The sequence below is a fragment of the Pelagibacterium luteolum genome (assembly GCF_900100665.1).
Lineage (GTDB): Bacteria > Pseudomonadota > Alphaproteobacteria > Rhizobiales > Devosiaceae > Pelagibacterium > Pelagibacterium luteolum.
On sequence record NZ_FNCS01000002.1, the window covers coordinates 179,826 to 200,246 of the forward strand.

Consider the following 20,421-nt stretch of genomic DNA (forward strand, 5'->3'; position numbering starts at 1 on the left):
CGCCGGTGGCCCCCAGGCTCAGCGCCCCCGCAGCCCTACTCTTCCAGGCGCTCGCGCAAATCGGCCACTTCGCCCTCGCTCACCGCCGGCGCCGAATTGCCCCAGCTCGCGCGCAGGAAGGTCGCCAGATCGGCGATCTGCTGATCGGTCAGCTTCCAGTCGAAGGCGGGCATGCCGATGGGGCCGGGGTTGTCATTGGTCGGCACGGCCAACGTACCCTCCAAAATCACCCGCAGCATGGTGATCGGGTCTTCGGCGTTGACCTTATTCGATCCGGCCAACGGCGCGAAAATCTCGGGCACGCCCGTACCGTCCGAAGCATGGCACGCGGCGCAATTGTCGAAATAGATGCCGCCGCCCGCCGTCATGATCGCTTCGGACGGCTGTTCGACCGGATCACGCGCCTCGTCATCAAGGGTCTTGAGATAGATGGCGATGGCCTCGAGGTCCGCGGTTTCCATATATTGCGTTGAGAGCACCACCACTTCGCCCATGCGCGGCATCACGCCCGTATGGTCGTTGCGGCCACCCTCGAGAAACGCCACGATGTCGTCTTCGGACCAATGGGCAATCCCGCCATTTTCGCCACCGCGAATATTGGGCGCCAACCAGTCCTCAAGCACGCCGCCGCGCAGATATTCGTCCTCGATATCGGCGCCCGCGAAATTCTTGTCGGTATGGCACGCGCCGCAATGGGCCGGCCCATCCACCAGATACCGCCCGCGGTTCCATTCGTCCGATTGCTCGGGATCGGGCACGAACTCCTGCGGTTCGAAATAAAGCAGGTTCCAGCCCATCACCGCCTGCCGGATGTTGAGCGGAAACGGAAATTGCGGTTCGGGCGTCTCGGAATAAACCGGCTCGATCGAGGAGAGATAATCATAGATCGCGTCGATCTCCTGACGCGGCATCAGCGTGAAATAGGGATAGGGAAACGCCGGATAGAGATGGCTGCCGTCCCGCGCAATCCCCTCGTTCATGGCGCGATAAAAATCGTCGCGGGTCCAGAGGCCCAGACCCGTCTCATTGTCGAAGGTGATGTTGGGCGTGTAGATCGAACCGAACGGCGTCTCCATCTCCCGCCCGCCCGCAAAGCGCTCGCCATCATTGACTTCATCGGTGTGGCAGCCCGCGCAATTGCCGACTGTGGCGAGATAGCGCCCGCGCTCTACCTGGCTGAACGATAGGTTCTGCGCCGATGCCGGAGCGATGGTCAGCGCTGCTGCAAGCCCGGCGCTCGCCGCCAGAATGATCTTTGACGTCCTCATGCCTGCACCATCGGGCCAGGGTTTTGCAGATATTGATTGCGGATGGCGTCGGCCGAAAAATAGGCCAGTGCCGCCACGGTATCTGTCGGGTTGTATCCGGCATTCTGCGGGAAGGCGCCAGCCCCCATCACGAACACGTTGTGGCAATCCCAGCTTTGGAGATAGCGGTTGACCACGCTCTCGCTCGGGTTCTGTCCCATGATCGTGCCGCCCGTGTTGTGGGTCGTCTGGTAGGGCACTGAATCATAGGCACCCTCGCGAGAATTGACCTTCACCTCGCGTCCGCCCATGCCGCGCGCGATTTCCTCGGCAATCGGGGTGATGTGATTGGTCAGCCGCCTGTCGTTGACCGTGAAGTCATAGGTCATCCGCATCAGCGGTCGGCCCCAATGGTCGGTATAGGTCGGGTCGAGATCGAGATAGTTCTGGCGGTATGCCATCGACGCGCCGTGCACCGATATGGACGCCGTCTTCAGAAAGTTCTGCCGCACCGAGCGCTTCCACTCGCTGCCCCATTCCGGCACTCCCTCGGGCACCGGGTGGCTTTCGATCGGCCGGGCGTTGGTCGTCCACGCGCCGATATAGGCGCCGCCGATGAACCCGAGGCCCGAATGATCGAAATTGTCGCCATTATAATCGTCGACGATCATGCCCAGGGCACCGGCGCCGACGAAATTGTTGGTATATTCCTCGTCGTAAAAGACGTTGATCGAACTCATCACCTGATAGGTGTAGTTCTTGCCCACCACGCCCTCGCCCGAGCGCGGATCGTAGGGCTGCCCGATCCCCGAGAGCAGCATCAGCCGCGTGCTCTGGAGCTGATAGGCCGCAACGATCACGATCTCCGCGGGTTGCTCGAACGTACGCCCATCGGCATCGATATAGGTCACGCCCGTCGCGCGCGTGCCATCGGGGTGCTTGTTGATGTGGAGCACTTCGGAATTTGTGCGCAGCGTGAAATTGGGATTGCGCATCACTACGGGAATGATCGTCGTCTGCGGGCTTGCCTTGGAGTAATTGCCGCAGCCGAATTTTTCGCAGAACCCGCAATAGGTGCAGGGCGCCAGCGAAATGCCGTGCTGGTTGGTATAGGCGCGGCTCATATTGGCCGATGGCCCGGGAAAGGGATTGAGCCCCATGCCGCGCGCCGCTTCCTCGAACCGGTGCTGGGTGAAGGTCATTTCCATGGGCGGGTTGGGATATTCGCTCGACCGCCATCCCTCGAACGGGTTGCCGCCCTCGACGATCTCACCATTGATATTGCCGGCCTTGCCAGAAATCCCGCACAGCTTTTCGAAGGTGTCGAAATGCGGCTCGAGCTCGTCATAGGTGACGCCGTAATCCTGCACCGTCATGCCGGTCGGCAGCGGGCCGTAGCGTTCCTCATTATGTGTCTTGGCCACGAAATCGGAGGGCAGGAACCGAAACGTCTGCCCATTCCAGTGCACGCCCGCGCCGCCCACGCCCGAACCGGGCAGGAACGATCCCCATTTGCGCATCGGCAGTGCTGTCTGGCTGATATTGTTGCGAAACGTCAACGTTTCGCGCGCCGTTTCCTGAAACATCTCGTGCCGCCAGTAATAGCGCAATTCATCCGGCGCCATGGTCGGGGCGAAATCGGTCGGCGTATCGCGCCAGCCGCCGCGCTCGATGGCTACAACGTTCAGCCCGGCCTCGAGCATCTGCTGGGCCATGATCGAGCCCGTCCAGCCGAAGCCTATGATCACCACATCCACTGATGGCAGTTTTTCCACGCGTGTTTCCCTCGTGTTCGGCGCGAGATCGGGACGGTCCATGACGCCCGGCGATCTCGCGAAAAATCTATCGTTCCGCGGTCCACCCCGGACGGCCCATCAGGCTCACCGGGGGCATCACGATGGCTTGCCCGTTGTGGGCGATATAGTCGCGATAATCGTAGCGCGCGCCGGGAAACCCGACATAGGCCCACCCCACCATGTCGCGATTGCCGCCATAGATCGGATCGGCGAAAAACCCCTCGATGGCGTTGTCGTGCAGAAGAGAAAAGAACGTCGCGAGCGGCACGCCCGTAACGGTCAATTCCTCTTCCTCGATCATGGTGAGAATTTCGTCCTGCTCGGCCTCTTCGAGATCAGCGAAGCTGCGCCCGTCGCGATTTTGCGCGCACCATTCGTCTATCGCCGCGATCGACACGCGATAGAGGTCTGCAGGGGGGTATTCGCTTTGATACCCTTGGGTATCGAGCACATCTTCGGGGAACGGACCTTTCATGTACCAGCGCTGCCCGCGCCCGTAAAAGCCGGCCAATTGCCGGTCGATAAACGTCACAACATCCGCTTCGCGCGCTCCCGGGCCGTCATCGTCCGACGGGATCAGCCGCGCTGTCGCCGCGTCGACAAATTGCCGCTCGCCGATGGTGAGGAAGGTATCGGTCTCAAGACCGTAATGGGGAACATCCGCCCGCCCCGATTCCCAGGGCCATTGATGGCCACCGCGATATTCGCGGGCCAGCGCCAGAGTTGGAAAGCCGGCGAGCACAGTGCCCGCCAAAAGTGTGTGCCGTAAAAACGCGCGCCGTGTGAGGTCGGTGCGTCCGCCCATGCCTTGCCCCTCGCCAAAAAAGGTTCAAGACCCTAATGCCCCCACCGCCCTCGCGTTCCCTGACGCGGGCCAAAAAACGGCAAAAGGGTGGCGAGGCCGTTGCCTTGCTCACCCCCATTTTCCTTGTCGAGGTCGGCGGAGAGAGCTGCGTGAGGGCCTACCGAGTCGAGAACATTCCCAGCTTCACCTCGCCCCCACCGTCATCCCGGGCGAAGACCTTGGACCCAGCCATGCGCAGTCCTGCGCATGAGAAGACTCACACTAACTCACCGCACCGAGCGATAGCCCCCCTGCACCCCGTCCTTGGAATAGACGATCTGCCACAAATGCACCCACCGCGCCCGGAACACCGCCGCGCAGCTCAGAAGGTAGTATCGCCACATGCGATAGAACCGCTCCCCATAGGTCGCCGCCAGTCCCGGCCAAGCTGCCTCGAACCGCTCGTGCCACGCCATCAGCGTCGGATCGTAGTCGGCACCGAAATTGTGCCAGTCCTCCATCACCAGCTTGCCCTCCACCGCGCGCGAAACCTGCTTGGGCGAGGGCAGCATGCCGTGTGGGAAGATGTATTTTTCCAGCCACGGCTCCCCAGACCGCCGCGACAGAGACCCGCCGATGGTGTGCAGCAGAAACAGCCCGTCATCGGCCAGCAACTCGCGCACCTTGCCGAAATAGGCGGGGTAGTTCTTGTACCCAACATGCTCGAACATCCCGATCGATACGATCCGGTCGAACCGCCCATCGAGATCCATATAATCCATCAGCCGCGTCTCGATCGGCAGATCGCCGCGCGTGTCGTTGGCGTAGGCCATCTGCTCTTTCGAGACCGTGATCCCCAGCCCCTCGATCCCGTATCGCTCGGCGGCAAATTTCAAAAACCCGCCCCAGCCCGAACCCACATCAAGGATCCGCATGCCCGGTTTGAGCCCGATCTTGCGGCAGATCAGGTCGAGCTTGGCCTCCTGCGCCGCTTCCAGTGTTTGGGCGTCGCGCCAATAGGCGCAGGAATAGACCATGTAGGGGTCGAGCATTTTGGAATAGAGGTCGTTGCCGATGTCGTAGTGCTTTTCCGCCACCTCGCGGACATGCAGCCGCTGCGGGTTCAGCACCATGCCCTTGATGGTCAGCACCGCGAGCGAGAAATCCACCCGCATCTTCTCGTTGAGATGCCCGGTCAGCACGCGATAGAGGAATTGGTCGACCGCCCCCGCGTCCCACCACCCGTCCATATAGGCCTCGCCGAGCCCAAGCGATCCTCGCGTCATCACCCGCGAGTAAAACCGCTCGTCATGCACCTGGATATCCCAGGGGCGGTTGCCGCCCACCGTGATGTCGATCTGCGCCAGCAGATCGGTGATAAATGCCTTGAATTTTTCCGACATAGCCGCGCCCCGGGCGATGACAGGGACGCCGGATTGGCGCCCGGTCACCCGAGCACACTAAAATTTATCCCTCTTGTCCAGCCTATTGTTGGGCCCAGTCGCCTTCGCCTGAAGCGGGCACGTCAAAGCTGTCTTCGTCATCCGCCGTTTCGAGAATTCCGATCAGTTCGGCAACCGCGCCTGTGGGCAGATGATCGCCGTCATTGACAAGGGCCTCGTCCGATTGAAGCCATGCGAGCGCCTTGACGAGATCGGCGACGGTTGCGTCTATCGCGGCGATTTCGGCGGCCAGATGCGGTTCGATTGGCCCCAGTGCGCGCTCTATTTCCAGTTTCGTGAGTGCCATGTCCTGCCTCCACTCCTGTGGCTGACTCACCTCAAACGCAGCCCCGTGATCTCGGGTTGCATTTGCTCTGGTAATGCCCGCCCACTCGTTGCACCCTTCCCCTGTCGTGCAACATTTTATGGACGCGCTGTCGGATTGCTGCCTCGGCCCGCGTCCTTAGCTCATCGAGGAACCGAAATGCTCTACGCCATCCTGTGTTACAATGACGAAGCCGCCGTCGGCCAATGGTCCAAATCCCATGACGACAAGATCATGGCCGACCTCATGGCCGTCCAAAAGCCCCTGATTGAAGCGGGCAAGATGGGCCCGGTCGCCCGGCTGATGCCGACCACCGCCGCCACCACCCTGCGCAAGACCGCCGGAGAGCCGATCGTCCTCGATGGACCATTCGCCGAGACCAAGGAGCAGTTCCTTGGCTTTTACGTCATCGATGCGGAAAGCCTCGAGGCGGTCGTGCAGGTTGTGCGCGATCTGGCCGAGGCCAATCCGGGTATGGGCTCATACGAGATCCGCCCGGTCCGCGACTTCTTTCCCGGAGCGCAAGTGAAGTGAACGACAAGGATGCCAACTGGATCGGCCTCGTGATCGCCGGCGCCCGCGCCAAGGGCGTCGCCGCGCTCTATCGCTATTTCCGCGATCTCGACCTGGCCGAGGAAGCCTTCCAGGAAGCATCCCTGCGTGCGCTCAAATCATGGCCCAGGAATGGGCCGCCCCGCGATCCCGCCGCCTGGCTGATCCTTGTGGGACGCAATTCGGGCATCGACAGCGTCCGCCGCCGCGCCCGGTTTACCGAACTCCCCGAAGAGGACAAGATTTCCGACACGTCCGACGCCGAGACCGACATCGCCGATCGGATCGACGAGTCCCACTACCGCGACGACATCTTGCGCCTTCTCTTTGTCTGCTGCCATCCGGACCTGCCGGCCACCCAGCAGATCGCCCTCGCGCTGCGCATCGTTTCGGGCCTTTCCGTCAAACAGATCGCTGGCGCCTTCCTCGTATCCGAAGCCGCCATGGAACAGCGCATCACCCGCGCGAAAGCCCGCATCGCCAAGTCCGGCGCCCAGTTCGAAACCCCCGACGCCGCCGACCGGGCTGAGCGCGTCGGCGCGGTCGCCGCCATGGCCTATCTGGTCTTCAACGAAGGCTATACCTCAGCCGGTGAGCGCGCCGAAACCCGCGCCACCTTCGCCGACGAGGCCATCCGCCTCGCCCGCCTGCTGCTCGGCCTGTTCCCCTCCGAACCCGAACTCATGGGCCTTCTCGCCCTCATGCTCATCCAGCATTCGCGCGACGCCGCCCGCTTCGACGCCGAGGGCGCCATTATCCTCCTCGACGATCAGGACCGCAGCCTCTGGAATCGCGCCATGATCGATGAGGGCCTTGCCTTGATCGACAAGGCGATGCGCCACCGCACCCCCGGCATTTTCCAGGTTCAGGCCGCCATCGCCGCCATTCACGCCCACGCCAAAACCGCCGCCGAGACCGACTGGGCTGAGATCGACATCCTCTACCGCGTCCTCGAGCGCCTGCAGCCCTCCCCCGTCGTCACCCTCAACCGCGCCGTCGCGGTCTCGAAAACCGAGGGCCCACAAGCCGCGCTCGACCTCATCGAACCCCTCGCCGACGCGCTGGGCAATTACTTCTATTTCCACGGCCTCCGCGGCGGCCTTCTAAAAGACCTCGGCCGCACCGAAGAAGCCCGCCTCGCGTTCGACATCGCCATAGCCCACGCCAACACCAGCGCCGAAGCCCTCCACATCCGCGCCCACCTCGACCACCTCAGCACCCCGGAGAGCGTCTGACGGGCTGCGCGGCAACGCCCCTCGCCAACCACACCCTCCACGCGTCATCCCGGACTTGATCCGGACCCAGTATCCTCCGAGCATACTGGACCCCGGGTCTTCGCCCGGGGTGACAGCCGATGGATGATCGGATGAGGGAGCACTGAGTCTCACCAAAAAAAAAATCCCCAAAAATGTCGGCGCCCTGCGCGCCCCATCGTCCTTTGCCCATCACATCCCGGAGACCATCATGAACCCGAAATCCATTCTCGCCGCAGTCGCCATCGCCACGACGCTTTTCGCACTCCCAAGTCACGCTCAGGAGGCTCCCATGGAGTCCACGGTCGATCCCATCCAGCTTATCGAAAATTTCCCCGCCCCCGATGAGGACGGCACCGTTAACGTCAATGGCCTCGAGATGTACTATCAGGTCCATGGCGAGGGCGAGCCGCTTGTGCTCATCCATGGCGGACTGATGACCATCGAAGCCTGGGGGCCGTTCCTCTCCGCCCTTGCCGAAACGCGGAAAGTCTATGCCATCGAGCTCGAAGGCCATGGCCGCACGGTCGATCTCGACCGCCCGCTCTCCATCCGCCAATTCGCCGACGATGTCGGGGGCTTTATCGACGCCATGGATATCGGCCCGGTCGATATCGTAGGCTATTCGATGGGCGGAGGCACCGCCACCGGCGTCGCCATCCTGCACCCCGATCAGGTCAAGAGCATCGTCGTCATCTCCGCCGCCTATCAATCGGACTCGATCTGGGACTCGGTGCGCGCCGGTTGGCCCTACATGACGGCCGAGATGATGGAGGGTACCCCGATGAAGGTCGCCTATGACGCCGTCGCGCCCCAGCCCGAACGCTTTGCCGGCTTCATCGACAAAATCCGCGAGTCGATGACCGTCGAAGGCGATGTCTGGACCGAAGACGAGATTGCCGCGATTACCGCGCCCGTCCTGATGATGATAGGCGATCACGATCTTATCCAGCTCGACAAGGCGCTGGAGATGTATCGCCTGCTCGGTGGACAGGCTTCGACCGGTCCAATGGGTCCCGACCTCAACCCGGACCGCCAGTTCTCGGTGATCCCCGCCGCCACTCACTACGACATCTATTTCAAGACCGATCTCGTCATGCCGGTCATCACGGCATTCCTTGATGCCCAGTCCGGCTTATGAAGTGATTCAATTCGCTCTCGGCCAGATTCAGGTCTATGATGATCTGAATCTGGTCCTCTCGCCTAGCCTTTGTAAACAAAGCACAATTTCATCTCGAGCTTGAGGAGGCTCCACATGAAGATCAACCCCTATCTCAACTTCGCCGGCGATTGCCGCGAGGCCATGACGTTCTACCACTCGGTGCTCGGCCGCGATCTTGCAATGACCGCGCACAAGGATACGCCATCAGCCGCACACGTCCCGGCCGAAATGCAAAACCAGATCATGCACGCTGCCTTGACCACCGGCGAAGGAACGATCTTCGCCTCCGATGCCCCGATGGCGCAGGCCAACAGTTTTTCCGGAATCTACCTCTCGGTGCATCCAACGAGCGTCGCGGATGCCGAGCGCATCTTTACGGCCCTCAAAGACGGCGGCGAAGTCGAAATGAACCTTGAGGAGACCTTCTGGGCGAAACGCTTCGGCATGCTGCGGGATCGCTACGGCGTCAATTGGATGTTCAACGTCGATTGACGACCGAAAAATCGGACCTCGCGGCCGCCGAGTTGTCATACAACTAAGGCTGACCGCACAGCGGTGTCGCCAAATCAAGACCAGCGCTGTCGATCATCGGCACAAACGCCGATCTCGAACCATATATGCGGGGTTATGCGGCGGGTGCCGAGCTTACCCGCCATCCTTCCAACGGATGCGATAGAGGTCGAACCGCCGATCGCGCAGATTTCTCACCGCCCCTTGTGAGCGGGCCCATTGCAGAGTCGAAATGTTGAGATCGGCCACCACGACCATCTCGACATTCTCGCTCGCCTCTGCCGCCACGCCATCCCGTGCGAACGGCATGTCGGAGGGCGTAAAGATCGCCGAATGGGCATAGTTGATATCGAGATTGTCGACATTGGCCAGATTGCCCGTAATCCCTGACGTTACGACGTAGCACTGGTTCTCGATCGTCCGCGCTTGGCAGCAATATTTGACCCGCAGATGGCCCTGCCGCGTGTCGGTGCAATAGGGCACGAACATGATCCGCGCGCCCTGATCGGCCAGCCGTCGCGCCACCTCGGGGAACTCGCTGTCATAGCAGATCATCACCCCGATCGGCCCGCAATCGGTGTCGATCACGTCAACCGTATCGCCCCCGACAATGCCCCAATAATCGCGCTCATCGGGCGTCGGATGCATCTTTTCCTGCGCATGCACGGTGCCGTCGCGCAGGAACACGTAGCAGACGTTCTGGATATCCTCATCCTCGGTAATCGTCGGGTGCGATCCGCCGATGATGTTGATGTTGAATTTCAGCGCCATCTGCTGCATGCGCTCGATGAATTGCGGCGTGTATTCGGTCAGCCGCAGGATCGCTTCATGCGGAGGCTGTTCGGGCTCGCTCGACAGCAGCATCAGCGTGAACAGCTCGGGGAACACCACGAAATCCGAGCCGTAATCAGCCGCAACGTCCACGAAATACTGCATGTGGGTGAAGAACGCCTCGGCATCGGCAAAGCGCCGCGCTTCGAGCTGGACTGTCGTTACACGCACCGTCTCGCGGCTGCGCTGGTGCGCCGGCCGACGCTCGTCTTCCTCGTCATAGCGCGGATTGCGCCAGACCATCAGCGCGGCATGCCCGCCAGAAGCCTTGTCGTCGGGGTGATAGTTGCGCAGCAGCAATTCGGGCTCGAAGCCGAGCTTCATCTGAAAGCTCGCCACGGGATCGCGCACTTCGCGATCCTTCACGGCCTCGAAATAATCCTTGATACGCGGATAGTCCTTCTTGTTGCGCCGGTATCCGGGCAACCGTCCGCCAAAGGCGATGCCCTTGATCCAGAGCTCTTCGCACAACCTCTGGCGGGCCTCATAGAGCCTGCGTCCGATCCGGCTGCGCTGCCGTCCCGGATCGACGCATACTTCCACGCCATAGAGCCATTCGCCCTTGGCGTTGTGCAGGCTGCCGTAGCCAGCCCCAGTGATGTTTTCCCAGGTGTGCTGCTTGAAGATTTGCCGCTCGGCCAATTGCAGCGTTGCCGCATAGCCCACGATCGCCCCGTCATAGACAGCCACGAACTGGCCTTCGGGGAACGCATTGATTTGTCCCCGTATCGTCCCAGGCAGGTATGGTCCCTCTTCGGGATAGACCTTTTCAGTCAGCTTGATGATGGCCGGGATATCGCGAATCTTGGCGGTCCGCACTTCGAGGAGCGGCTTGTCGGAAAGTTTGGGCACGAGCGATTCTCTTGGATTTTGGAGCCAGATCGAAAGGCAATCGCGTGGGTTTTGCACTTATGACCGCAAAAATTCAACCGCCAGTCGGAATCCAGCGGTCACAGAGGACCTTCCTAGGGCATCAAATAATATAACTCTGCTAAGTTGCCATATTACAAGACTTCATTTAGGGTTCTGATGTCAGATAACTCTAGGGAGGAGTAGAATTATGACCCGGTCGTCCAGATTGGCAGCATTAAGTGCAGCGCTTGTCGCATCCATGTCGTTTTCCGCATTTGCATTGGCGCAGGAGGTCGACGACACTACGTTAGACTTGGCCCGCGAAGCCGCCCACACCGGCTGGGCAACAGCGGAAGGCGGCACCACGGGCGGGGCGGAAGCCGACGATACGCAGATCTACGTCGTCACGACCCGCGCCGAACTTGTTGACGCACTTGGCGGCGACGTATCGGGCAATCGCGACAATGACGAACCGGCCATCATCTTCATTTCCGGCACCATCGATCTCACCGAAGACGATGACGGAAACCCCCAGGATGCCGAGGCTTTCGCCCATCCCGACTGGGATTGGCATGCCTATCTCGCCGAATACGACCCAGCGGTTTACGGCATGGAGGAAGAGCCCGCCGGCCCGCTGGAAGATGCCCGTGCCGCATCGCAGCAGGCACAGGCCGAGCACATCAATATCTATGTCGGATCCAACAAGACGCTATTCGGGCTGGGCGACGACGCGGTCATCCGCCACGGCTCATTGCGGCTCAATGGCGTGTCCAACGTCATCATCCGCAATATCGAATTCCAGGACAGTTTCGACATGTTCCCCGGCTGGGACGGGACGGACGGATCGGAGGGCAACTGGAATTCTGAATACGACAATATCGAAATCCGCGAATCCACCCATGTCTGGCTCGACCACAATACCTTCAACGATGGCGATCGCCCCGACTGGGAGGCCGGTGAGGTGTTCGGTCGCGTGCTGCAGCACCATGATGGCGTCACCGATATCGTGGCACAGTCCAACTACGTGACCTTCAGCTGGAACAAGATCGACAATCACGACAAGACCCATATCATCGGCAACAGCGACAGCCGCACCGACGATGCTGATCATCTGAAAGTCACCCTGCACCATAACCATTACATCAATTCGGGCCAACGCGCCCCGCGGGTCCGCTTCGGCGAGGTGCATGTGTTCAACAATCTCCACGAGCACACCGCCGACTCCCAGCTCGGCTTTGTGTACTCTTACGGGGTGGGCCTCGATTCACATATCTATGCCGAGGCCAATGCCTTCGTCATGCCGGACGTGGCGCCAGACCGGACCATCCGTCCATTCAACGGCGAAGCGATCCATGTTGTGGATACACTTTTCAACGGCGAGGAAATCGATCTTCTGGAGGCGTTCAACGCGGTCAATCCTGATGCCCGGCTCGACGATACTGTGGGCTGGTCGCCGCAATATGCCTATGAGCTGACCCCGGTCGCAGAGGTCGAGGATGCGGTGCGCAGCGGCGCGGGATCAGGCAATCTCTAAGCTATTTTTTGGGGGCGGCCATCAAGCCGCCCACCTTTTTATCTGGCGCTTTCCTCTGCCACCAGCGCCTGCGCACTTTCGTAAAGTGCGGCGCCGTCCAGCCCAGCAGCATCCATTTCCGTCAACCAATTGTCGATCGTCACCTGCGCAGCAGCACGCCAGCGAGCGGTTTCGCCGTCGTCCAGAACAACGATCGTATTGCCCGCATCCACAGCTTCCTGCCGGCCCACGAGATCATCCACATCATTGGCCGCGCCGAACCGCCCAGCCCATTCCACGCCGGAATTTGCGTCGATCACAGCCTTTAAATCATCGGGCAAACCCTCATAGGCGGCGCGGTTCATGACGAAGGCGAAGGTTTGCGTATAGAAACCGTGATCGCCGGAAAACTCGGTGTGGTTGGTCACAAGTTCGCTGGTCCGCAGCGCCAGTGTCACCTGCCAGGGAATGGTCGCCCCATCGATAACCCCGCGCGACAGGCTCTCGGGCACCTCAGGAACCGGCATGCCGATAGCCTCGGCACCAAGGTCAGCGAGCATCGAACTGATGACCCGGGACCCGCCCCTGATCTTCATCCCCGCAAGATCCTCAAGCGCAGTGATCGGGCGATTGGAATGAAAAAGTCCAGGGCCATGGGTATGGACGGCGATCAGTTTAACGCCGGAAAACTCGTCCATCGCGTTGTCTTCGACATAGCGTTGAAAGGCGCGCGAGGTGTCCTCTGCATTCGTTACGAGAAACGGCATTTCAAACACTTCGGATTTTGGAAAACGCCCAGGCGTATAGCCGAGCACCGTCCAGATCAGATCGACCGCGCCGTCCTGTGCCTGGGAAAAAAGATCAGCCGGCGCACCGCCGAGCATCATGGATGGATAGAATTCGATCTGGATCCTGCCCTCGGATTCCGCTTCGATGGCCTCCGCCCAGGGGATCAGTCCCTCTCGCGGCACGCTGTCGGTCATGGGCAGGAACTGGTGAAGCCGGAGCGTCACCTCTTGTGCGTTGGCGGAAGGTAAAAGCGCGGCGCACACAAGTGCAACCGTCGCAAAACGTCTGGCGAACATGAGAGGTCCCCATATGCGCGGGACCAGCAAGGGTGCCTCTCACCCTGTGCGAGTTCGATCCCGCTCCGGGTGCATTGCAAAGCCCGGGCGCCGGTTCCCCCGGCGCCCGAATTGCTTAGCGCATGCCTATTCCGCGCTCAACCGCAGAATCTGCGCAACCTCTCCATCGGTCACGAGATAGAGGGCTCCGTCGGGCCCTTGAACAACATCGCGGATACGATGGGGGAAGTCATCACCGAACAGGAATTCGTCACCGACAACGGTTTCGCCATCCATATCGATGCGGATCAGATCGGTGCCGGCCAAAGCGCCCATGAAGCCATCGCCCTGCCAGTCGGGGAACATGTCGCCTGTGTAAAAGGCAAGGCCCGAGGGTGCCGGCGAGGGTGACCAAGTGCGTTCGGCTTCGACGAGTTCAGCCGGCAATTCGGCTGGCGGGTCGATTGGATCGCCGGAATATTCCGTACCTTCGGTCAGAAGTGGCCAGCCGAAATTGCCGCCCTCGACGATCTTGTTGAGTTCATCGCCGCCGCGCGGTCCGTGTTCGGCGACCCAGAGCTGTCCGCTATCAGGATGCAGCGCAGCACCCTGCATGTTGCGGTGTCCATAGCTCCAGATTTCAGGCAGTGCACCTTCGGTATCCACAAACGGATTGTCATCGGGGACCGTGCCATCTGGCATGATGCGGATCACCTTGCCGAGATGGGAATCGAGGTCCTGTGCCTGCACGCGGAATTCAGCGTCGGACCGTTCACCGGTGGTGATGAACAGATAACCGTCATTGTCAAAGGTCAGGCGCGAGCCGAAGTGCAGCGTTGAGGGTAGTTTGGGCTGCTGCGAGAAGATGACTTCGAGTTCGGAGATCTCAGTCATGTCCTCGTTCAAAACGCCGCGTGCTACGGCTGTGGAATTGGTATCATCCTCGCCGGGTTCGGCGAAGCTGAGATAAATCATGCGGTTGGAGGCAAAGTCGGGGTCCAGCGCGATATCGAGCAAGCCGCCTTGACCGCGGAAATCGACCTCGGGGGTGCCGACGATGGGCTCGGAGATTTCGCCCTCGGCCGAGACATGGACCAGGCTGCCCGACCGTTGGGTGACGAGCATGCTGCCGTCATCGAGAAAAACCAGGCCCCAGGGCGTTTCCAGTCCTTCGACGACAGGCGTCAGCGTTACAGACCCTGCTTCGGTTTCATATGTCTGAGCCAGGGCGGGTGCGGTCAACGCGGTCGCGCAGGCGAAAATGGCAAGCGATCTTTTGAGCATAGCTTCCTCCGTAATTGTTTTGAGTACGGAGGACCCAACACGGGGAATGCGGCGATGTTCCCGTCTCCCGCTTCACGAACGCTTGAAATCGGCCCTAATAGCCAGATGTTCCGGTCGTTCCGAACCATTTGGGATAGTCGGAAACAAGCAGATGGGTCGGATCGACATCCTCGTCGATTGCCGAAAAGCGACCGATGGGATCAAGGAATGTGTTGTCGGTGCGGTCGTCATTGACGGTCGAGACTTCACCGATCAGCACGTCCCCTCCCTCGCCCCAGAATTTGTGCCAGTTGCCGGGAAGCAGTGTGACGCTTTCGCCGGGTGACAGTTCGAGAATACCGCCGGCGGGCAGCACGCGCTTGAGACCGTCGGTCACCACTTCGACATCGCCGGTCGTGTCGATGCCCTCATTGGTGCCGTCGTCATTGTAGAGCTGCAGCGCAAGCTTGGCGCCGCCGCGATTGATGATGTCCTCTGCCTTGATGGTGTGCCGGTGCATGGGGGAAATCTGATCATGCCGGGAGATCATGATCTTTTCGGCGTACAGCATGCCCCGCCCTTTTTCGAGATCGGCGGCATTGCCATTGCGGACAGTGAAGAGAAAAAGCCCGAGCGCATCGAAATTCCCCTGTCCATAATCGGTAACGTCCCAACCAAGACCAGCATTGAGGATGTTGCCGATTTCGCCCTCTCGATCCTTCATTTCCGAAGGCGACCAATAGGCGAATGGCGGCATGACATAGCCGAACGAGCGGATGAATTCATCGGCCTCGGCAATGATCTCGTTGACGCGCGAACGTTTCATCCGACTGCTCCTCACAAGTCTTAGTATGTTTGCGCCAAATGACTGATCTTCAAGCTGTTTTGCAGATCGGCGATATCGGGCGAAGCACCTTTTCGGGGTGAGAAGCTAAGGGTAACCGGCTGGCCCGGCAAGAGCGTCAGGCAGTTGTCCGAGAAGGTCCCGGCGCTATTGACATTGGCCGTGACAAAGAAGGCACAGGCATCGGTTTCCAACGTCAGTTCCGGGCCGTTCGGGCCGTCCGTCCAGCTGGTGCTAACCGAGGATGCGGGCAGTTCGTAGTATTTGTAAGCGCGCGGCAAAAAGTCATTGCGACCGATGAGTTCGCCTGCCTTCGTGCGCCATTCAAAGACAAGGAACTGCCCCTCGCCTATGTCCTCAAGCGGCACGCGAGCCAGTTCAGAGGCAGATTCAAGTCCGAGCGAAACGTCGAGTCTATGCAAGGACTTGGCGGGGCCGGCGATATCGGCGAGCACGACCTCGAGGGTGATGTCGGCCGGCGCGGGACCATCGTTCATTGCCTTGATAACAACCGTGTCGCCATCGGGCACGGCAACCACGTTGATGGGGGCGAAGAAGCGTTTCGCGAGATAGTGCAGGAGCTTCCACTGTCCGCCATAATCGAGGCTCGACCAGCTTGCGACGGGCCAGATGTCGTTGATCTGCCAATAGAGCGTGCCCATGCATCGAGGCTTTGTGGAGCGCCAAAACTCGATGGCGGTCTTGATGGCCAGACCCTGCTGGACTTGTGAGAGAAACACCATCTCCTCGAACCCTTTTGGGAAGCGGAAATAGCGGCACATGGTTTCGAGGATGCGGGCGTTGCCGCCATCGTTGCGCTGGTGGGTTTCCATCACCGGCGATGAGGGATTGCGGTCTCCCGGCTCGGTAAAGCTCTCGATGACGTTCATCGAGGTGAAGGACTGGAAGCCGAATTCGGATGCGAAGCGCGGCTGAACGGTGCGGTAGTGCTCGAAGGGTTTTGCCGAGTGCCACACGTCCCAGAAATGCATGTCGCCGCGCGTATCGATGTGCCAGCCATCGGCGAAGTCCATGTAGCCCAGTGAGGGCGAGGACGGCCAGAAGCGGCGCTGAGGGTCTTCGTCCTCGACGATGTCGGAGAGGAGCTTCGACATGCGATCGTAGTTTGCGAGGTGCCGATCGCGGTTGGCTCTAGTTTCTGGGTACCAGTTGAGGGATCCGATAACCTCGTTGTCGCCGCACCATATGGCGATAGAGGCGTGGTGGGAGAGCCGGCGAACCTGCTGGGTGACCTCAATGGCTACATCGGCCAGGAAGACCCGGTCGGACGGATAGGGCATGCACGAGAACGTGAAATCGTGCCAGATGAGGATGCCCAGTTCGTCGCAGAGGTCGTAGAACCAGTCGGGCTCATACTGCCCGCCACCCCAAACGCGCAGCATGTTGTAATTTGCCGCCTTCGCGCTTTCGAGGAGATCGCGGACGGCGTCGGGAGTAATGCGCGAGGGTATGGCGTCGGCGGGGATCCAGTTGGCGCCCATCATGGTGATATCGCGCCCGTTGATGCGGCACTTGAATGAATGGTCGATGGCGTCCTTTTCGACGATCCATTCGAGCTGGCGCAGACCGATCTTGCGAAGGGTCACCTCGCCATCCACACTGGTTTTAAGCTCATAGAGCGGCTGGGCGCCCTGCCCGTTCGGCCACCAGATCTGCGCGTCTGACATGACGATGCGATGGGTGAAGAGGTTTTCGCCCGGCCGCACGGCGACCCTACCGCCGACAGCCTGGCCATCGATAACGTGCTCGACGCTGATTTCGCCAGCGCCAAAGGCATGGACGCGGGTCTTTATTTCCAGCGTTACAGCGCCCTGTTCGTGATGCTGGTCGACCTGAACGCTCTCGGTGCGCGCAAGTGGGGAGCGGCGCAACTCCATGCGGCCATAGACCCCGATCGGCATAACGCAGATGCCCCAGTCCCAACCGGCATGGCAGGCTGTCTTGCGGACGAAATTGAGGTGAGCGACCTTCTGGTTCATCGCCGCATAAGGGATGGCGAAGGGGTGCGCATCGGCCCGCTCTTGCGCCACGTCCGGCACGGCGGCAAACGCGATCTGCAGCGTATTGGCGCCGGGCCGGACCTTGCCCGTCACATCGATATCGTAGCGGATGAACTGATTCTGGGTGTGGGCGATCACTTCGCCATTGAGCGACACCGACGCGATGCAATCGACCTCCGACAGCGTGAGGGTCAGAAAGCCATTTGCCATCTCCATGGGCACATCGAATTTGCGCTCAACCGTCCAAGGGGTCTTGTAAACCCAGGCGACAGCGTCTTCGTTCTGACCGAAATAGGGATCCGGTATCTCGCCTGCCTCGAGCAACGCCGTGTGCACATCGCCGGGCAGAGTGATCTCGCCGCGCCACCCCCTTTCAGGCGCGACCAGCGTCCAGATTCCACCGAGATCGAGGGCTTTGTAATCGATTGCACTGCCGTCCTGGGCGTGGATTTCCGGCATGGTCACATCTCCTCCTCGACATGTGGGCTGAACAAGCGTTTGATTTGCGCCAAGGGTGCAGACCTTCCGGTCGAGTTGCAAGCCATCATAAGCGGCAAATGCGTGATGTTGGAGACGAAAATGACTGAACCCGACAATCCCGGACTTCCGCATCTCCCGCCAACCTATCCTGTGGCCTTTCTTGTTCTGGCCGTGGTGCTCGACTTCGCACTGCCGATCGCGTTTCTCGCCCAACCCGCGGTCTTCGGTTGGCACACCTTGGTCGGCCTGTTGCTCGTGGGGATTGGGCTTGGCCTCGATTTCTGGGGCTATTTCACAATGAAGGCCGCCGGCACGCATGCGGAGCCGTTCAAGCCGAGCCTGACGATCGTTGAGCATGGGCCATACAGGATATCGCGCAATCCGATGTATGTCGGGTTTCTCCTCGCCTATACAGGTCTGGCGCTGATCTTTTCGCTCGAATGGGCTCTGCTCGCGCTGCCTGTTCTGTGGCTTACGCTGGACCGCGTGGTTGTCAGGCGCGAGGAAGCCTATCTCACGCGCAAGTTCGGCGCGGTGTATACCGCTTACCTGGCCCGCACGCGGCGCTGGATCTGAGTCTTACTCTGCCGCCTCATCGGTATCGATGAAGCCGCCTGACTGACGCTCCCAAAGCCTGGCATAGATGCCGCCCTTGGCCAGAAGCACGGCGTGCGTGCCCTCTTCGACGATCCGCCCTTCCTGGAGGATCACGAGACGATCCATGGCAGCGATGGTGGAGAGACGGTGGGCGATGGCAATCACCGTCTTGCCCTTCATCAGCATGTCGAGCTGGCTCTGGATTGCCGCTTCCACTTCGCTATCGAGGGCAGAAGTCGCCTCGTCGAGCACGAGGATCGGGGCATCCTTGAGCAGCACGCGGGAAATGGCGATGCGCTGTCGCTGACCGCCCGAAAGCTTGACCCCGCGCTCGCCGACATGGGCGTCATAGCCGCGGCGCTTGCGGTTGTCCTCGAGCTCCATGATGAAGTCGTGTGCTTCGGCTTTTTGGGCCGCCGCCACGATCTCCTCATGTGTGGCACCGGGCTTGCCGAACATGATGTTGGCCCGGACTGAGCGATGCAGCAAAGCCGAATCCTGGCTGACGACGCCGATCTGGGCACGCAGGGATTCCTGAGTGACCTGAGAGATGTCCTGCCCGTCGATCAGAATACGGCCGGACTCGAGGTCGTAGAACCGCAGGAGCAAGCTTACCAATGTGGATTTTCCGGCGCCGGAATGGCCGATGAGGCCAATCTTTTCCCCCGGGGCGACCGTCAGATCGACGCCCTCTATGATGCCGCTCTCACGCCCATAGTGGAAGCGGACATTTTCGAATTTCACCTCGCCGCGCGTGACCTCAAGCGGCCGAGCGTCGGGCGCGTCGGTCAATTCGAGCGGCTGGGCGACGGTTTCCATAGCGTTCTGGATGACGCCGAAATTGCGCATGAGCCCACTCAATTGCCCCATCAGCCGGCCCTGCATCATGTTGAGGCGAAGGACCAGGCTCAGCGCAAACGCTACGGCGCCAACGCTTATGGCGCTGGTCGACCACAGATGGATCGAGAGGATGCCGAAGGCGGAAATCATCACAGTGCTCAGCAGCCCCATGGCGGCGCGGACACCGGTGACCATGCGGGCGAGGCGGGTGGATGAGAAAAGATACCGCTCGAAACCGTCGCGGACGTAATTGTCGTTGTCCTCGGCGCTGCCGAACAGCCGTAGCGTCTGGACGTTGGCAAAGCTGTCCGTAACGCGACCATTGAGCATCGAGGCGTTTTCAGCGTTTTCGGCAGCGCGGGCCCGCATGCGCGGCACGAAATGGCGGGCGAGAACGGCGAAGAGCACGATCCAGAGAATGATCAGCCCGGCCATGCGCAGATCGAGTTGGGCGAAAAGGAACAGCGTCGTGCCGGCAAAGATGGTCAGCGCCCAGCCGATCTGGATAACGCCTGCGGTGAAGTCATTGAGGGATGAAGAAACCTGCGAGACCTTGGTGACCAGACGTCCGGAGAAATCGTCACCGAAAAACCGCATCGATTGGCGCGAGACGTAGGAATAGACCTGCCAGCGGACCATGGAGGCAAAGCCGCGTCCAATGGTTTGCTCTTCCACCAGCGCACCGAGCGCCGGAGCGATAAATCGCCCGATGACAATGACGGCGAGCATGATGCCCAGTTCCACGCCGTGATCGGCCATGAGACCGGACCATCCGGCCTCGACCGAACCGGATTCCAGAATGTCGATCAGCCGACCCATGTAAAAGAAGAACAGCGCTTCAAAGAGCGATGTGAGCCCGGCAAAGATGAGAACCAGCAGATAAGGGAGCTTTGCCTGGCTGATATAATGCCAGAGAAAGGCCCAGACATTGGCGGGCGGTTGCAGGTCCTCGCGCCGGTCGAACGGGTCGAGCCAGGTTTCGAACTTTTCGCTCAGCCACAGGACAGGTTTGAGAAACGCAGACGCCATGTCAGCCAATCTATGA

Annotated in this window: 17 protein-coding genes; 6 read left to right on the forward strand and 11 right to left on the reverse strand. The window is 60.5% G+C overall.

What is annotated here, in order from left to right; all coding sequences use genetic code 11:
* Positions 1 to 35: 35 nt before the first annotated feature.
* From BLR31_RS04910 to BLR31_RS04930, 5 genes are all read right to left on the reverse strand, one after another.
* A complete protein-coding gene (locus tag BLR31_RS04910) occupies positions 36 to 1,268 on the reverse strand; it encodes a c-type cytochrome (RefSeq protein ID WP_090592830.1) in 1,233 nt (410 codons plus the stop codon).
* Positions 1,265 to 3,022, reverse strand: a complete 1,758-nt coding sequence (locus BLR31_RS04915) for a GMC family oxidoreductase (protein WP_342027579.1) — start codon at positions 3,020 to 3,022, stop codon at positions 1,265 to 1,267. The genes BLR31_RS04910 and BLR31_RS04915 overlap by 4 nt, the downstream gene beginning before the upstream one ends.
* A 67-nt stretch (positions 3,023 to 3,089) precedes the next feature.
* Entirely contained in the window at positions 3,090 to 3,848 is a 759-nt protein-coding gene (locus tag BLR31_RS04920) for a gluconate 2-dehydrogenase subunit 3 family protein (RefSeq protein ID WP_090592837.1), read from the reverse strand.
* Between the two features lie 266 nt (positions 3,849 to 4,114).
* The gene (cfa, locus tag BLR31_RS04925; protein ID WP_090593656.1) at positions 4,115 to 5,230 is read right to left on the reverse strand and encodes a cyclopropane fatty acyl phospholipid synthase; all 1,116 of its coding nucleotides are present in this window, start codon (positions 5,228 to 5,230) and stop codon (positions 4,115 to 4,117) included.
* A gap of 82 nt (positions 5,231 to 5,312) precedes the next feature.
* Positions 5,313 to 5,576: a hypothetical protein gene (locus BLR31_RS04930; RefSeq protein WP_090592842.1), complete on the reverse strand. Its 264-nt coding sequence runs from the start codon at positions 5,574 to 5,576 to the stop codon at positions 5,313 to 5,315.
* A 177-nt stretch (positions 5,577 to 5,753) separates the two neighbouring features.
* On the opposite strand from BLR31_RS04930, the gene BLR31_RS04935 reads away from it, so the two are divergent.
* The 4 genes from BLR31_RS04935 (at position 5,754) to BLR31_RS04950 (ending at position 9,053) form a co-directional block, all read left to right on the forward strand.
* Entirely contained in the window at positions 5,754 to 6,128 is a 375-nt protein-coding gene (locus BLR31_RS04935; RefSeq protein ID WP_090592845.1) for a YciI family protein, read from the forward strand.
* Positions 6,125 to 7,381 carry an RNA polymerase sigma factor gene (locus tag BLR31_RS04940; RefSeq protein WP_090592849.1) on the forward strand — a complete coding sequence of 419 codons (1,257 nt, stop codon included), beginning with the start codon at positions 6,125 to 6,127 and terminating at the stop codon, positions 7,379 to 7,381. The genes BLR31_RS04935 and BLR31_RS04940 overlap by 4 nt, the downstream gene beginning before the upstream one ends.
* A 229-nt stretch (positions 7,382 to 7,610) precedes the next feature.
* Positions 7,611 to 8,540: an alpha/beta fold hydrolase gene (locus BLR31_RS04945; RefSeq protein ID WP_090592853.1), complete on the forward strand. Its 930-nt coding sequence runs from the start codon at positions 7,611 to 7,613 to the stop codon at positions 8,538 to 8,540.
* 114 nt (positions 8,541 to 8,654) lie between these two features.
* Positions 8,655 to 9,053: a VOC family protein gene (locus BLR31_RS04950; protein ID WP_090592857.1), complete on the forward strand. Its 399-nt coding sequence runs from the start codon at positions 8,655 to 8,657 to the stop codon at positions 9,051 to 9,053.
* 153 nt (positions 9,054 to 9,206) lie between these two features.
* Here the strand turns inward: BLR31_RS04950 and BLR31_RS04955 are convergent, their stop codons facing one another.
* Positions 9,207 to 10,754 carry a carbon-nitrogen hydrolase family protein gene (locus tag BLR31_RS04955; RefSeq protein WP_090593659.1) on the reverse strand — a complete coding sequence of 516 codons (1,548 nt, stop codon included), beginning with the start codon at positions 10,752 to 10,754 and terminating at the stop codon, positions 9,207 to 9,209.
* Between the two features lie 208 nt (positions 10,755 to 10,962).
* Between BLR31_RS04955 and BLR31_RS04960 the strand changes: the two genes are divergently transcribed.
* Entirely contained in the window at positions 10,963 to 12,288 is a 1,326-nt protein-coding gene (locus BLR31_RS04960; RefSeq protein WP_090592860.1) for a pectate lyase family protein, read from the forward strand.
* 38 nt (positions 12,289 to 12,326) lie between these two features.
* Here BLR31_RS04960 and BLR31_RS04965 read toward each other — a convergent pair whose 3' ends face one another.
* The 4 genes from BLR31_RS04965 to BLR31_RS04980 all read right to left on the reverse strand — a co-directional run bounded on the left by BLR31_RS04965 (position 12,327) and on the right by BLR31_RS04980 (position 17,918).
* A complete protein-coding gene (locus BLR31_RS04965) occupies positions 12,327 to 13,352 on the reverse strand; it encodes a TRAP transporter substrate-binding protein (protein WP_090592864.1) in 1,026 nt (341 codons plus the stop codon).
* A gap of 126 nt (positions 13,353 to 13,478) precedes the next feature.
* On the reverse strand, positions 13,479 to 14,615 hold the full coding sequence (locus tag BLR31_RS04970) for a PQQ-dependent sugar dehydrogenase (RefSeq protein WP_090592868.1): 1,137 nt from the start codon (positions 14,613 to 14,615) through the stop codon (positions 13,479 to 13,481).
* 94 nt (positions 14,616 to 14,709) lie between these two features.
* The gene (locus BLR31_RS04975) at positions 14,710 to 15,420 is read right to left on the reverse strand and encodes a D-lyxose/D-mannose family sugar isomerase (protein ID WP_090592871.1); all 711 of its coding nucleotides are present in this window, start codon (positions 15,418 to 15,420) and stop codon (positions 14,710 to 14,712) included.
* Positions 15,421 to 15,440: 20 nt separating this feature from the next.
* Positions 15,441 to 17,918, reverse strand: coding sequence for a beta-mannosidase (locus BLR31_RS04980; protein ID WP_176762515.1), 2,478 nt, complete (start codon positions 17,916 to 17,918; stop codon positions 15,441 to 15,443).
* 120 nt (positions 17,919 to 18,038) lie between these two features.
* Here BLR31_RS04980 and BLR31_RS21590 point away from each other — a divergent pair, with 120 nt between their 5' ends.
* Positions 18,039 to 18,515, forward strand: a complete 477-nt coding sequence (locus tag BLR31_RS21590; RefSeq protein WP_176762516.1) for a methyltransferase family protein — start codon at positions 18,039 to 18,041, stop codon at positions 18,513 to 18,515.
* A gap of 3 nt (positions 18,516 to 18,518) precedes the next feature.
* Here BLR31_RS21590 and BLR31_RS04990 read toward each other — a convergent pair whose 3' ends face one another.
* Positions 18,519 to 20,405: an ABC transporter ATP-binding protein gene (locus BLR31_RS04990; protein ID WP_090592882.1), complete on the reverse strand. Its 1,887-nt coding sequence runs from the start codon at positions 20,403 to 20,405 to the stop codon at positions 18,519 to 18,521.
* Positions 20,406 to 20,421: the final 16 nt, after the last annotated feature.